Genomic DNA, 14,152 nt, shown 5'->3' on the forward strand with positions numbered 1-14,152 from the left:
CAAGGGGACTTTTTTTATTCAATCCTCATTTTGCTTTGTTACAGGAATGCTTTCTTACCGCACAAGAAACCTGAGTTCAATAATTGAACTCAGGTTTCTTGTGTATCATATCTGATAACTGTCTTATTTCACAATAAGAACCGGGCATTCTGCGCGTTTGGCAACCTTATGGCTGACACTTCCAAGTATAAAGGACTGTACGTCATTCAACCCACGACTACCAATCACGACACAGTCGAATGCTTTTTCATTTGCAAATTCAACGATCTCCGGACCTGGTTCTCCGTGCAGTACATGAGTATAGAAATCTGTACCCGATTTTTCCAATAACTCCCTCATCGGTTTCAATTTCTCTTTTCGCTTTTTTTCAATTTCAAATTTATTCGTTGCATGCAGAACATCTTCTTTCGCTGTACTGCCATCGACCACATAAACAACATCAATTGTTCCATTAAACTTTTCAGCAAGCGCTATTGCATGCTGGGCTGATCGTAAAGAATTCTCCGACCCGTCTACCGCCAATAATATTCGATTAAACAAATACTCCACCCCATTAGCTATTATTCTTTTATTTTATTAATCGGAATTAATGTCCTGAAGCGTTTGAGAGGCCGCCAATTTTGTTTTTCAATTGCTTACTCTCTTTATTAATTCCCGTATAAATAACTTTAATATTATTCTGTGCGAACTTCATTTCTATTTTATCCAATGCCCCAATTGCGGAATCATCCCAAAGATGTGCATTCGTTAAGTCTATCTCTACTTCTTTTACAGAGTCGTCAAAGTTAAATTTAGCTGGGAAATCACTCACGGATGCAAAGAATAATTGGCCATCAACATGATAGATTTTCTTCTGTCCCCTTAAAACCAGCTCTTCTGTTACTTTTACCTTTGATATTTTAGCTGCAAAGAATATAGCACTCAGTAAAACACCTGCTAGTACACCGATAGCTAAATTATGTGTCGCAAGCACGACAACTACAGTAGTCACCATGACGAGTGCATCTGTTCTTGGTAGTTTTGCCAGGTTTTTAACCGATGACCAGTCAAACGTACTGATGGCCACCATGATCATGACGCCAGCCAATGCTGCCATTGGAATTTGGACAACCACTCCACCCAAGATAATGATCATTCCCATTAAAACTACTCCCGCTACAAGCGAGGATAATCTGCCCGTTCCACCGGATTTGACATTAATAACAGACTGTCCCAGCATCGCACACCCAGCCATTCCACCAAAGAATCCTGTTACGATGTTAGCAATTCCCTGTCCACGGCTTTCTTTGTTTTTATTACTCTCTGTATCTGTCATATCATCGACAATATTCGCCGTTAACAGCGATTCGATTAATCCAACAATTGCCAACGATAAGGAATAAGGCAAAATAATCATTAGTGTTTCGAATGTTAATGGAATACTGGGAATCAAAAATACTGGTAACTGTTGTGTCAGTGCTCCCATGTCTCCAACTGTTCCGACATTAATATTTCCGAAAACAGCAATTACAGTTACGACTACAATTGCTACTAGTGTCGATGGAATAGCCTTGGAAAACCGAGGTAAAATATAAATAATTGCCAATGTCAATGCAACAAGTGCATACATTATCCAAGTTTCACCAACAAAATGCTGAAATTGGGCTGTTAAAATCATAATTGCAAGCGCATTTACAAATCCAACCATGACCGAACGCGGAACAAATTTCATCATTTTTGCTAATTTAAATACGCCAAATAATATCTGGATAATACCTGTCAATATGGTTGCAGCTAGTAAATACTGCAATCCATGTTCTGCAATTAAATTGACCATCAGAAGTGCCATTGCACCTGTCGCACCAGAAATCATTCCCGGTCGACCACCCACAAAAGCAATCACTAACGCTATACAAAAGGAGGCATAAAGGCCGACCATCGGATCAACACCAGCGATAATCGAGAAGGCAATCGCCTCCGGTATCAGGGCAAGTGCTACAACAATTCCCGCTAATACCTCCCCTTTAACATTTCCAAACCATTCCTGCTTTAAATCTTGTACTTTCAATTTAGCACCTCTTTTATATTTTATTTTTATAGTAACTTTTGACTCTCACAAAAGTTAAGTTCCGTTTTCAACAAATCGAATCATATCACAGATATTCACAATCTCAAAACCTGAAGTAAACGTAAACATTGAAAGAATACTCATTTACTCTCCGTTATTCTCCAATTATCTAGCCATTTTAACAAAAGGTGCAAAATTTTATATTCGAGCATAATCAGTTATAATTCAGCTTATTTTGCTATAAAATGTTATAAAATCCTTAACATCTATGGTATGATAAGGATAAGTTAACAGTTTGGAGGCATCTTTTATGACGCATGAAATAATGACCGTCTCACAGGTTGCGGAATATTTGCAATTGAGTGAAATGACAACATATAAATTAGTACAAGAAGGAAAACTGCTCGGATTTAAAATCGGAAGGCACTGGAGAGTAAAAAAAGAAGATCTAAATGAGTTCATTGAAAAACTGAAAAAGGGAGAACAAATCTAAACACACAAAAGACCCTAAATCTATTGTAGGGTCTCTTCATGTGTTTAACTATGTGCCTTTGCAATTTGGGATTTATCAGGCTTTTTAGCAATCAAGGCACAAACAACCCCAATGATCGGAAATACTAATGTAGCGAGCAATACAGGAGTATAACTATGGAACAGATCATATCCTATCCCAAAAGGAAGTGGTCCCAGGGACGACCCGATGACTGTAATCGTTACACCCACACCATTAATACTCCCTATATGCTTTCTGCCAAAATAGTTAGGCCATATGACATTTAAACTAATCCGTTCAAGACCGTTTGCAATCCCCCATACTATTCCAAATAATAAAGCCAACCAAAAGCTGCTTGTCACCAGTAACATCAACAGTAAAATAATCTCTATCAGGAAGATAACCAGCAACAGATAGTTGGTCTGTATCTTATCCGTCACATAACCTGACACGAAAGACATCGGGATTCCCACAATAGCCATTAAACTTAAGACCATCGCGGCAATTTCCGGGGACAAGCCATTTGAACCGAATATGGAGATGATATGGAAAGTAATGCCTGTATTGACCATTGCGGGAATACCAACACATACAAGAATCGCCCAAAAGGCTTTTGTCTTCTTTGCTTCCTGCAGTGTCCAATCCTGCTCAGCCTCTTTAAGCTTCATCCCTGGCACTGATCTTTTCATTGTTTCCTTACCAGTAGACGGTCCATCCGGTGATAGTCCCATATCCTCCGGTTTATTACGCACACCAAAAAAGGCAATCGGTACAAATACAAAGAGTAATAAAATCCCCCAAAATTGCCAAGCAAAACGCCAATCCCACGTATTGATCAGCCACGTATTAATAATTGGAAGCGACATGGCACTAGCAAAGCTCCCTAATGTCATAATGCTGAAGGCCACACCTCTCTTTTTGACAAACCATTGTGCCACCAATGTATTTGGAATAAGCGTCATGCTGCCTTGTCCCAACAGACGGATTAAAAAGAAACCAATCATCAGCATCCACATGCTGGAAACGATGCTATTAAAAAGGCAGGCAATTCCAAAGAGTGTACCTATCGTTACCATCATCGCCCGCTGACCGAATCGATCAATGAATCTTCCAATAAAAATCATTGCTATTCCCGCAATTAAAGTTGCAGTGGAATATAATCCTGAGACCTGGGAACGGGACCAGCCAAACTCATTTATATATTGATCGATAAACGCCGAATTGGAATAGGTTTGACCTGGACCTGAAAAGAACACGCCTAGCCCGGCAATTAAAACGATTACCCATCCATAATAAAAATTTCGAAAGAACGCCACACTTGTTTCCCCCAAACCAAGTTGATTATAGTATTGAGATATATAGGGAAGAAATAATAGATAAAACAGTTTTTTTCTAACGTCAATCTCATCAAAAACTACATAAAAGCATAATATCATTAATTTTCATGCAAAAAAAGGAAACAACTTATTAATATACGCTGATCAACTATTTCGATGTTCCTCCACCAATATATGGAATTAAAAAATCCATATGTTAGAATTAAACTATTAATAAGTAGATAGAGGGGGTTTATAATGGAAGATGTAAAAAAGAACAATGTAGCCATTTTTGCATTGGGTGGGCTAGATGAAATCGGTAAAAACATGTATGTGATCGATTATCAGGATGAAATCATAATTATTGATGCTGGTATCAAGTTTCCGGGAGATGAGTTATACGGAATAGACTATGTGATTCCAAATTACGCTTATTTAGTTGAAAATAAGCATAAAATTAAAGGACTTTTTATTACACATGGGCATGAAGACCATATCGGTGGGATACCATTTCTATTTAAAGAAATAAAAATGCCAATTTATGCTGGGAAAATTGCGCTTGAATTGATAAGGGGAAAATTAGAGGAGCACGGTTTGTCGAAGAATACGATCTCCATGAAATACATGAGGAACAGGATATAAAATTTAAGAACATGCACCTGCGAATCAAACAAAAATCGCAGCTATCGGTAAAGAAGGGGTTTTGTGCTTGCTATCCGACAGCACCAACAGTGAAGTACCGGGATTCTCGTTATCAGAAAGGGTTATAAGTGATACTGTACAGGATATTTTTGCTGAATTAACGGGAAGGGTTATTTTCGCCACATTTGCTTCCAACATTTATAGAATCAAACAGGCAGTCGAAGCTTCCATAAAAAATGGTCGTAAAATTGTTGTATTGGGACGGAGTCTGAAAAAAGCCGTAAGGATAGCCCAGGACCTCGGTTATATTGATATTCCAAACGGAAGATTAATCAGTCCCTCCTCGATTAGCAAGTGGCCCGAACATAAAATATTTCAGTAATATGTACAGGAAGTCAAGGGGAACCGTTTGCCGTATTATCTCGTATAGCCAATGGAAGTCATCGCAATTTGACTGTTAAAAGTAATGATACGGTAATATTTTCTTCATCACCAATACCAGGGAATGGATTAAGTATAAATAAAATTATCGATCAACTTTCAAGAAAAGGTGCGACTATCATTCATCATAAACTAAGAAATATTCATACATCGGGACATGGAGCACAGGAAGAATTAAAGCTCATGCTTCTGTTGTTAAAACCAAAATTCTTTGTGCCTATTCACGGGGAATATCGTATGTTAAAGAAACATACAGAGTTGGCAAATGAATGCGGAGTTCCTCTTGAAAGAACATTCCTATTAGATAATGGGGATATTCTTGAATTGAACAAAGAAACTGCAGCCAAAAGTGGATCTATACCTGCAAATCCAGTGTATGTAGACGGAAAAGGCATTGGGGACATTGGTACGGTTGTGTTAAGAGATAGACGTATCCTTTCCCAATCAAGCATCGTTTTAATAATCCTTTGCATCGACGTTCAAAATTCAGTAATCCTATCCGGCCCTAAAGTAATTACCAGAGGTTTTGTTTATATAAGAGAATCCACCGATTTGTTGAACAACCTTTCAAAGTTAGTAGAGTCTACAATTAATCATGTAATCCAGGACGGTAATGTTCCTATATTCGAGTTAAAAAGAACGATTGTTGATTTGGTTCAATCCTATATTTATAAAGAAATGAAAAGGAATCCTATGATTTACCCCATAATCATGACAATCTAATTCGAATTGCATACCCAGGAAGTTCAAAGCAATTTTATTTTACCTGCAGGCCAGTAGAAAAATTTATTTTTGAATCAGGACTCATGACATGTAGTATAACTTAATATACTATGTTATCAGCCAGGTTCATCTGGCTGTCGGTAACAATAATCTTAAAAAAACGTCTTAGGCGAATTGTACAGCGATGACTGTATAATTGGTTTATTAATAGCATATTTATCACTGACTGATCTCACGGTATCAGTAAACCACCTTGGGGCAAGCGGAGAGACATAAATCTCATCGATTAATAGATTTATGTCACATTTTTGCAACGTACCATAATTTTTAAAGTAAGGCTCTTCAATAGACTCAAAACAAATTAATCTAAATTCATTTTCATGGCTAAAAGAACTACGTTTATAGAATAGACTCTCATAAGTGTTATTACTTGTGATCTCTTTAGTATAATCAATATATTGAACCTGTCCGTAAAAAACATCATCACTAGTTATACTTCTGATTAGATTACTCACATTACTTTTTATAGCTATGCCATCACCTGATCTTAAATACAAATCCCACATTGCTGCAGACTCATTGTTATTAAGATGCCAACAGGATACACCAACGAGATCAAGTAACAATTTTGACTTTTTCATTAACTGCTGTCTTTTATCATCATAATCCGATTTGATATTAGGGACGAAAGAATCGGGCTCTCCTATGATACGCTTGATATCTACTTCTGAGTAGGAACCTTCGTAGGGATCTCTAAAAGATGAAGGTTTGCTAAAAAACAAAGAGTTGGAATCTAGCAAGTTAACGAATCTAGAAAAATTCATGTAACGCCATATACCTACTGATAGATCCATCTTATTGTTATAAATATTATATTCATTGTTATATTGATAAAGTTCTTCAAATTCTTGTTTTCTAGTTAAATACGTACGAGTTTTTTCATTATCCAATTTATTGTCCTCCTTTTTCCTAATTAATTACATTAAGTAGAAATGACTTTTGACTGTCTTTAATCATAAGGAAATCATTTTAGATAGTTAAGGTATCATAAATAAAATTACTTGCTACGATACCAATAATGAATAAAAAATTGTACCTATGTATTTGTTACGAGTATACAACTTAGAGTACTTTATAATGTTTCGTGTGTATTTTTTCAAATCCTTTTCAGCACTGTATATTCTAATATAAACTTCAAATTTACCACCATCACAAATTTTTCTATTTGCATTAAAATCACAAATGTTCATCTCCAAATAGCCTATATTTTATTTATTTTCAATTGAAAGTTTACTTTAACTTACTTTCTTCCTTCTTAAACTATCATGACCAGTTATTTCATAATAATACAAAACAGCTGGATCTTGAAGTAACACACCAGTTCGTAATATAAGGTTAGCCAGAATTTACTGGTAAACTTGTTCTATAAGATCTTATTATAACGGTAGTCGGGGTAGAACTTCACATCAGTGGGACTTGACCTCGTTAGCTAACTGTTCACTCCCTAATTGTATAAACATGTTTCAGGCTGGTTGGGACAATGTGATCCCGTTTAACAAGCGAACCTATGACATTACAAGAAGCCTTAGGGGTTACCGACTAATTTAATATTTTAGGAGGAGATCGTGTATGAATCCAGTCATCGGTCTGGATGTTTCAAAAGGGGAAAGTCAGATTCAAGCCTTTTTAGATAAAGGTAAACCTTATCGAAAGAACTTTAGTATTAAGCATGACATAAAAGGGTTGGGAAATTTACTAGAATTCCTTCATGAAGTTGAAAAATCAGCTAACAACCAACCTACGGTCGTTTTGGAATCAACTGGTCACTATCATTATCCAGTTATTCAATTTTTGGAGGAGCAAAAGTATGTCTATATTATTGTCAATCCTCTTATCTCACATCGTGCCAAGAGTTCAAGTCTACGTAAAGTTAAAACAGATGCAGTAGATGCCTATCACCTTTGTGAGCTGTTTTATAAAGAAGAGTTGGAACCTTATAAAAAGCGAGGTGTTCAACTTTTAAACCTTCGCAACCTTACTAGACAACAAGAAAGTATTGCAGAAATATCAGCAAAAACTAAAATACAGTTACACTCCTTGTTAGATCAGGTATTCCCTGAATATAGAGGTGTGTTTGGGAGTTTATATTCAAGGGTATCTTTGCTTACTTTACTAGCATTTCCAACATCTGAGGCGGTATTAAGTGCGAGTGAAAGTGAATTATCAGAGAAGATAAGTTCATTATGTAAAAGTCGTTCCGACCTTTGGGCACAAGAAAGGGCAAAAAAGCTAAAAAAAGCAGCCCTTCGTAACCCGTTCCAGAATAACCTGTATCAGAGCAATATTTTCAATCTTGAAATGTTAGTTAATCTTGTTCTTCAATACCAAGAGCATCTATCAAAGATTGCGAATGAAATAGATTCCCTCGCTAAGGAAATTGAAGAATATCATATTCTCCAATCGATTCCTGGAATCGGAGAAAAAATCGCTGCAACGATTATTTCCGAGATTGGAGAGATTGATCGATTTAATAATGCCAAAAAGCTCGTTGCATTCGCAGGAGTTGATCCGAGTGTTTACTCTTCTGGTAAGTTTACAGCATCAGTAAATCGAATCACCAAACGAGGATCTAATAGACTACGGCACGCTTTATATATGGCTGTTCAAAGTGGTATTCGTGATGCTCGTAAAAAGAAGACGACCGATGAGATAATAGCACGCAATAAGAGACTAAGAGAGTTTTATGATAAAAAACGTGAAGAAGGAAAATCCTTTAGAGTAGCAGTTATTGCATGTGTGAATAAGCTCTTACACTGGATTTACGCCCTACTAAAAAGCAGAACTACTTTCCAAGATATAGCATAAAAACTATATCTAACTAAATATAACAAAACCTTCCAATCACTGAATAGTGGAGGGTTATTTGGCATGCGTATTTTTAGTATATCATGAGAAATTTAATTTTTTTAGTGAAAAATATTGACAACTATTAGCTGGTTTAGTTGAAGAAGAACTATTAGATTTCACACTTCTGCCCATTATCATTATTTTTGTTTGAACATAATACCAATAATATAAAGCTAGATAAAAGCCCTGTCCCAATTGCTAAATACGAATATTCTATTTCCAACCATACATTACTGATAATTCCGAACATTGAAGTTAAAAATGCTAACCAACCTACAAAAAATCCAATTTTCTTTCCTGTTATAATCATAATTACCTCCGTTCTGCTAACCGGCCTCATAGCTTAAAAACTTCATTTTCTAATATTAACATAATATTCATAGGGAAATTGCAATTTTGATATAGCAAGACGATAATTGGATAATCGGCTTTTGAACTCTTGCACCATTTAGGTTAACAAGTCTAAAGCAATACCTGAGAGCCTATCTCTTATTACTAACTGAACTTTTCTTGCTTTTTCATTTATATTCTTTAAATCTTCAGTTTGTATTACCCAGGACAATTTTGTTTCTTTTTCTAACTCTTTCACTTGTTCCTCAATTAAGAGCGAGTGTTTTTCATATATCTTAATAGCAAGTAATTCATCTTTTAATTCTTCTGGTACTCTATAATGTAATCCGTTAAACCATTCTTGGAATTCTTTTTCACCATACTTGTTAAATCTCTTTTCTAAAATAATCATTATTTCTTCAGCAAATTCCTTATTGAAACCTATTTCATACATCTTGTCTTGGATGTTGTTCAAAGTAATATTTTCTAATGATTTTCTTTCCTTAAAGCCAAATATTTTCTTAATCATCTTTCTTCCCCCAAAATATTTTTCTTCAACTCTTCTGCCCCGAAAGTTAAATAACTCCACCTTCATAGTACCATAATATTCAAAAAACATTTCTTAGAAAAAAAGACAATCATTTAGATGACCGACTTGTTGAACTCTTGCACCAGTTTGTTGAATAAGGTTTATTGTTTAATTCCTATTTATTTCTCCCCACTATGCGACGTCAGGAGGAAATTTACCTTGTTAAATGTTTGCCACATAAAAAGATGAAAATTAGTCCATGGCTCCCTGCGCTCGGTATTTTCGTACCCAAGCCTTGATCAAATCCTTATCATTAATCCCTAATTTATTGGCAATCTGTCGTTTCGTCCAACCTTTTTTCTTTAACGTTAATGCTTCCATTTTTAGTTCGAATGTGTAAGTTCTTTTCTTTTGTCCTTTTATAGCCATAAAAATGCACCCCTTAAAAATCGTACGTTGTAACCGGTGGTTTTTTCAACGTCTATTTTAAGGGGTGCACACTATATCAAAAGGGGTGTTTTTATAGTGAAGATGAAAAGTGGTTAGGCAACTCTTAAGTAACAATAGAGTTGTTCCGTTAAATGCCCGATTGTGGAAGATCGTTAAATACAAATTTTACTTTCAACAATAGAAACCGCATTCTTCAATTGACAAATGCGGCGTTTCAAAAAAGAGTTGTTTATTTTTCGCCTTATCGACTTAAACTTAGTCAAAAAATCATACTCAGTCGAGTCTAAAAAGGATATTAGAAGTATCTAACATCAGGGTCTGCTGTATTATGTTGAGGAGGGAACAATAACTGTTCTAAATATGGAGAAGAAATACCATTCAACAAGTAGTTTTTAGCAATTTCTGTGTAGCACTTTCTTGCTTCTTCAACAGTTCGTTTACACGTCACAATATCATGGAATAGGTTCAAAGACAATGTATTCATCTCTTCCTTATCACAAAATACAGAAACTTCACCCTTTGTTCTGTCGGGGTAAACACCCCCATCATAATAAGCAAGTGCATCAAAGGCATCTAAAGGCGTTCTGTAATCAATGGTTTGTTCAAGGAAGTCAGGATGAAGAGTAGGAAAACAATGTGATACTGCATCTCGGTGAACAATCGTTCTCTTCCAAACACCGTTATTGTACCAAATCAATCTGCTTGCAGTAGCTTCTTGAGGGTAACCATACTTTTGAATTATTTTTAAAGCACCTTCTTTTTGTTTCGGTTCCCAAGCACTTAAAATTTGGTCTACGCAACTCTGATAATCATTATTCATTTTTATACCTCCAAAACATCAGTTAGTAATCAACATATGTGGAAGCCTAGATTTAGGTTCTTTCTTTATAAAAATGATTAATATAAAGATTTTATCAAATAATAAACTAAACTTATTATAATGGAGGTATATTATGGAACAAGAAGAAAAGCTAAAAACTGCAGCAATTGCCATGAGAAGTGATTTTAAAGTACAGTCCGTTGGGGGTGCTGAGAAAACCACTAAAGCTTTTGAAAGTATGGAGTCAGTGAATGCGATTGTTAATGATTGGAATGCTATGTCAAAGAAATCAGCAAATCTTACAATTGAACAATATGGTCCTCCGAATGAAGCGATTCCAAGTCGGTTAATCTGGTATAACAATGGGCCATGGAAACGGACTATTGTTTATCAAGATGAAATTCCACATGATTTTCCACAACCTCATACCGATGTAATCGAAAATGTTATTAATTATAAGGTGCCACCAGAGAAGTTGAGCGAATTAGCGAAGTTTGATGGAAGTATTATCGTTGAAAAGACAAGGGGAGAGGTATCTTCCCGTTGTGATATAGAGGCTGCTAATTTTACTGCCCTTAACGTAATGCATGATATTGTTACAGAAAAGCTAAACTCTGAAGAAGCTCGTGATCTCCTGTGTGAAGTTATGTCTGCTTATATGCTGAATAGACCAGCACCTTATGCAGAGAAACTTCAATTTGATGTCCCAACAGAAGGAAAATTCGATACGGACATAGTCATGATTGCCGATGAAATGGTTGAACAAGCAAGAGAAAAAATAAATGATATGGTTGACTCAAACAATAGCCAAAGTACTAACTATCATTAATAAAGCCCTGTGCTTTTAAACCGTCGGCAACCTTGACAGTACAAGTAAGGGATACGCCAACATTTCGGAAATTTTGTACGCTAAGCAGATTTTCAACCTAAAAAAGTCGATTCCCTGTACGTTAAGGAATCGACTTTTTAGTGGCTTCTTCAAGTAAGGGCGCTTTTGTGGAACAACATAAGTAGAAATGATCAAACTTTATTTTAAAGCTACATAAATTTAATATGGATATTGAAAAAAGGTAATTATAAATTACCTTTTTTTACAAGGCCGGATCCTCTTAGCGTAGGAGAATTCGGCTTTTATGTTCCAAATATTGGATTAGCGTATTTTTTCGTTAAAATGTTGGCGGTACCCCTTGCATAACTTGCAAATACGATTGATTGGTATTACTAGATAATCATATGTAGCGAAAGTCACTCATTAAAGGGTGGCTTTCTGGTTTCACTAAGCTAACACAAAAAGGAGGACATTATCATGGAAACAATTTACGAAATCCAACGAATTAAGCAAGTAGTTACGAGTGTAGAGGTTAAAAGGTCAATTATTAGACAAATCCCTGATGCTGCTGATTTGGCAATCGACTTGATTGGAGATGAAGATAGGGAGGTTTTTCTGGTCGCTTGTCTCAATGTAAAGATGGAGATAGTAGCTGTCCATCGGGCGCATATTGGTTCATTATGTGCAACCACCGTTCATCCCATGTAAACTTTCAAGACAGCTATACTTAACAATGCAGCATCTATCATCGGATTTCATAATCATCCTAGTGGCTATCCCGAACCATCCCCCAGGACGTACAGATTACCAAACGGTTAGATAGAGCTGGAGAAATAATTGGAATTGATTTTTTAGATCACATTATTATTGGTAGAAATTCCAACAAATATTTCAGTATGAAGGAAAAAGGTTACTTATCTTGACGCTCCAGTGAATAATTGGAAAAATCCCCACGAAGCTGGATAAATAGCAACTAAGAGTCCGATTTGTGATACGGTTAAGCCAACTCCTGTCTATGGATGATTTTATTTGTAAACCAATATAGCCTATGGTTGATAGCAGCTATTCTTTTAGGTTTAGGAACCGCAATGGTATATACAACCCTACAAGCTTCAATTAGTGATGTAGCACAGCCAGAATGGAGGGCTTCATCAATGGGGGTTTATCGTTTTTGGCGGATAGTGGATATGCATTTGGAGCATTATTTGCAGGGTTATTAACAGATATGCTAAATGTTAATTGGGCAATTGGCTTAGTAGCTCTATTACCATTAAGTGCAGGTCGACTAGCAGCTATTCGATTAAATGAAACTTTGCCTTCATTAACAAAACAAACCCAAAAGTAATTAACAAAACCCGAGCTTGTAATAATATGCTCGGGTTTTATTTGTATAAATACACGTTTTCACTTTCTCAATTACATTAAACTTATTCAAAAAGTCTTTATTATAAAAGAGCTTGATCACTCATATCCACTATGTTCTTATTTCATTAACCTGCCCCGTTAGTTAAAAAAGACCGCCATAGCGACGATCTCATTGCTGTGTTAAAGCGCCATTTACTTGAAGTATAATTTGCTTAAATACTCAGGTTATACCGAATGTTTTTTTGTAAATAATAAGATTGTTAAACAAGAAATAAAGGAGGACTTGTATGCAAAAGGATAAACAAGCTAAAAAAACCTTGAGTTCTAGTATGAAGCCAGGATTTGCCGGAACCGATACTAATAAGGTAAAACAAGAAATTCAGAAAGATATAAGCGAAGGACAAGGTGCAATGACTTCTCGAGAGGCAGGAGCAATGCGCGATTAAAAACCACTAAGGGTACAGTACACATTTGATGATCTTACTAGTTCAAGTCCCTGCATCAGTTAACACAATAAGAATTTTTATTAGTTTTTAACTTCATAATGGAGTTCTACAAACTGATTGAAGTTTCTCATTCCTTTCAACGAAAGGTCTAATTGATAATCTCCCTCTCTAAATAACGGAATTCCTTTACCGAGTAAAGTAGGGGCAACCGTTATAATGAGTTCATCAACGAATTTTTCTTGTATAAAAGAATGCAACAGTTCTCCTCCACCGACAATCCAAATGTTTTTCCCATCTTGGCTTTTTAGTTTTTCAATAAATTCACTTACACCGTCATTAACAAATTTTACATCTTTGGTATTCTCAATAGAAGACCTTGTAAACACATAGCATTGTTTGTTTTTATATGGGAATTCCTCAATATCTTGTTGTTTCATTACCCAATCGTAAGTCCTTTTACCAAGTAAAACCGTATCCACCGTTTCATAAAACTCTGAAAAGCCATTATCACCTTCACCTTCAACATTATAAAGCCACTCAAGTGACTCGTCATTAGTAGCAATATATCCATCTAAACTCGAAGCAATAAATAATACTAAATTTCGTTTTTTATTCATTAAACCCTCCGTTAAACTAGAATATACGTTCGCTTACTAATGTATCAAAGAATATCTCATTCTTCAACTAACCTGCCCCGTTAGTCATTCATGCAGCGCAAACCCAGCGCTGCACCACAGAGAATGAAAATGGTTCACTGCGTCGATACTGATTCTACGGCTGGATGAGGAAGGTCGATCAACTATGGTGCGTGAGA

The 14,152-nt window shown here is 35.9% G+C and carries 13 protein-coding genes and 3 pseudogenes; 7 read left to right on the plus strand and 9 right to left on the minus strand.

The window, feature by feature from the left end; all coding sequences use genetic code 11:
• Positions 1 to 123 precede the first annotated feature (123 nt).
• Positions 124 to 540: a universal stress protein gene (locus A4245_RS18980; protein ID WP_067730846.1), complete on the minus strand. Its 417-nt coding sequence runs from the start codon at positions 538 to 540 to the stop codon at positions 124 to 126.
• Between the two features lie 46 nt (positions 541 to 586).
• Positions 587 to 2,047, minus strand: a complete 1,461-nt coding sequence (locus A4245_RS18985) for a SulP family inorganic anion transporter (protein WP_067730848.1) — start codon at positions 2,045 to 2,047, stop codon at positions 587 to 589.
• A gap of 310 nt (positions 2,048 to 2,357) precedes the next feature.
• On the opposite strand from A4245_RS18985, the gene A4245_RS18990 reads away from it, so the two are divergent.
• Positions 2,358 to 2,540 (plus strand): helix-turn-helix domain-containing protein, encoded by a 183-nt coding sequence (locus tag A4245_RS18990; protein WP_067730850.1) that lies wholly within the window; start codon positions 2,358 to 2,360, stop codon positions 2,538 to 2,540.
• A gap of 44 nt (positions 2,541 to 2,584) precedes the next feature.
• Here A4245_RS18990 and A4245_RS18995 read toward each other — a convergent pair whose 3' ends face one another.
• A complete protein-coding gene (locus A4245_RS18995) occupies positions 2,585 to 3,856 on the minus strand; it encodes an MFS transporter (RefSeq protein WP_067730852.1) in 1,272 nt (423 codons plus the stop codon).
• A gap of 258 nt (positions 3,857 to 4,114) precedes the next feature.
• On the opposite strand from A4245_RS18995, the pseudogene A4245_RS19000 reads away from it, so the two are divergent.
• A pseudogene (locus A4245_RS19000) lies at positions 4,115 to 5,662 on the plus strand (ribonuclease J).
• 152 nt (positions 5,663 to 5,814) lie between these two features.
• Here A4245_RS19000 and A4245_RS19005 read toward each other — a convergent pair.
• The gene (locus tag A4245_RS19005; protein WP_067730854.1) at positions 5,815 to 6,612 is read right to left on the minus strand and encodes a DUF2971 domain-containing protein; all 798 of its coding nucleotides are present in this window, start codon (positions 6,610 to 6,612) and stop codon (positions 5,815 to 5,817) included.
• 679 nt (positions 6,613 to 7,291) lie between these two features.
• Here A4245_RS19005 and A4245_RS19010 point away from each other — a divergent pair.
• Positions 7,292 to 8,527 carry an IS110 family RNA-guided transposase gene (locus A4245_RS19010; RefSeq protein WP_067730856.1) on the plus strand — a complete coding sequence of 412 codons (1,236 nt, stop codon included), beginning with the start codon at positions 7,292 to 7,294 and terminating at the stop codon, positions 8,525 to 8,527.
• A 151-nt stretch (positions 8,528 to 8,678) separates the two neighbouring features.
• On the opposite strand, the gene A4245_RS19015 is transcribed toward A4245_RS19010, so the two are convergent.
• The 4 genes from A4245_RS19015 to A4245_RS19025 all read right to left on the minus strand — a co-directional run bounded on the left by A4245_RS19015 (position 8,679) and on the right by A4245_RS19025 (position 10,698).
• Positions 8,679 to 8,879, minus strand: a complete 201-nt coding sequence (locus A4245_RS19015; RefSeq protein ID WP_067730858.1) for a hypothetical protein — start codon at positions 8,877 to 8,879, stop codon at positions 8,679 to 8,681.
• A 138-nt stretch (positions 8,880 to 9,017) separates the two neighbouring features.
• Positions 9,018 to 9,428, minus strand: coding sequence for a hypothetical protein (locus tag A4245_RS19020; protein ID WP_067730860.1), 411 nt, complete (start codon positions 9,426 to 9,428; stop codon positions 9,018 to 9,020).
• Between the two features lie 252 nt (positions 9,429 to 9,680).
• Positions 9,681 to 9,857 (minus strand): helix-turn-helix domain-containing protein, encoded by a 177-nt coding sequence (locus A4245_RS19870; RefSeq protein ID WP_084268874.1) that lies wholly within the window; start codon positions 9,855 to 9,857, stop codon positions 9,681 to 9,683.
• A gap of 316 nt (positions 9,858 to 10,173) precedes the next feature.
• On the minus strand, positions 10,174 to 10,698 hold the full coding sequence (locus A4245_RS19025; RefSeq protein ID WP_067730862.1) for a hypothetical protein: 525 nt from the start codon (positions 10,696 to 10,698) through the stop codon (positions 10,174 to 10,176).
• 133 nt (positions 10,699 to 10,831) lie between these two features.
• Here A4245_RS19025 and A4245_RS19030 point away from each other — a divergent pair, with 133 nt between their 5' ends.
• The 4 genes and pseudogenes from A4245_RS19030 to A4245_RS20465 all read left to right on the plus strand — a co-directional run bounded on the left by A4245_RS19030 (position 10,832) and on the right by A4245_RS20465 (position 13,338).
• Positions 10,832 to 11,527: a hypothetical protein gene (locus A4245_RS19030; RefSeq protein ID WP_067730864.1), complete on the plus strand. Its 696-nt coding sequence runs from the start codon at positions 10,832 to 10,834 to the stop codon at positions 11,525 to 11,527.
• Positions 11,528 to 12,004: 477 nt separating this feature from the next.
• A pseudogene (locus A4245_RS19875) lies at positions 12,005 to 12,450 on the plus strand (JAB domain-containing protein).
• A 90-nt stretch (positions 12,451 to 12,540) separates the two neighbouring features.
• Positions 12,541 to 12,872 (plus strand): annotated as a pseudogene (locus A4245_RS19880) (MFS transporter); the annotation flags it as partial.
• A 307-nt stretch (positions 12,873 to 13,179) separates the two neighbouring features.
• On the plus strand, positions 13,180 to 13,338 hold the full coding sequence (locus A4245_RS20465; protein ID WP_199860722.1) for a hypothetical protein: 159 nt from the start codon (positions 13,180 to 13,182) through the stop codon (positions 13,336 to 13,338).
• Between the two features lie 80 nt (positions 13,339 to 13,418).
• Here A4245_RS20465 and A4245_RS19040 read toward each other — a convergent pair whose 3' ends face one another.
• Positions 13,419 to 13,955 carry a dihydrofolate reductase family protein gene (locus A4245_RS19040; protein WP_067730869.1) on the minus strand — a complete coding sequence of 179 codons (537 nt, stop codon included), beginning with the start codon at positions 13,953 to 13,955 and terminating at the stop codon, positions 13,419 to 13,421.
• Positions 13,956 to 14,152: the final 197 nt, after the last annotated feature.

The organism is Oceanobacillus damuensis (assembly GCF_001618145.1).
Taxonomy (GTDB): Bacteria; Bacillota; Bacilli; order Bacillales; family Amphibacillaceae; genus Oceanobacillus; species Oceanobacillus damuensis.

Bases quoted from the DNA above. Each gene is read 5' to 3' on its own strand.
- A4245_RS18990 (WP_067730850.1), top strand. From the start codon at position 2,358: ATGACGCATGAAATAATGACCGTCTCACAGGTTGCGGAATATTTGCAA.
- A4245_RS19010 (WP_067730856.1), top strand. From the start codon at position 7,292: ATGAATCCAGTCATCGGTCTGGATGTTTCAAAAGGGGAAAGTCAGATT.
- A4245_RS19015 (WP_067730858.1), bottom strand. From the start codon at position 8,879: ATGATTATAACAGGAAAGAAAATTGGATTTTTTGTAGGTTGGTTAGCA.
- A4245_RS19020 (WP_067730860.1), bottom strand. From the start codon at position 9,428: ATGATTAAGAAAATATTTGGCTTTAAGGAAAGAAAATCATTAGAAAAT.
- A4245_RS19870 (WP_084268874.1), bottom strand. From the start codon at position 9,857: ATGGCTATAAAAGGACAAAAGAAAAGAACTTACACATTCGAACTAAAA.
- A4245_RS19025 (WP_067730862.1), bottom strand. From the start codon at position 10,698: ATGAATAATGATTATCAGAGTTGCGTAGACCAAATTTTAAGTGCTTGG.
- A4245_RS19030 (WP_067730864.1), top strand. From the start codon at position 10,832: ATGGAACAAGAAGAAAAGCTAAAAACTGCAGCAATTGCCATGAGAAGT.
- A4245_RS20465 (WP_199860722.1), top strand. From the start codon at position 13,180: ATGCAAAAGGATAAACAAGCTAAAAAAACCTTGAGTTCTAGTATGAAG.
- A4245_RS19040 (WP_067730869.1), bottom strand. From the start codon at position 13,955: ATGAATAAAAAACGAAATTTAGTATTATTTATTGCTTCGAGTTTAGAT.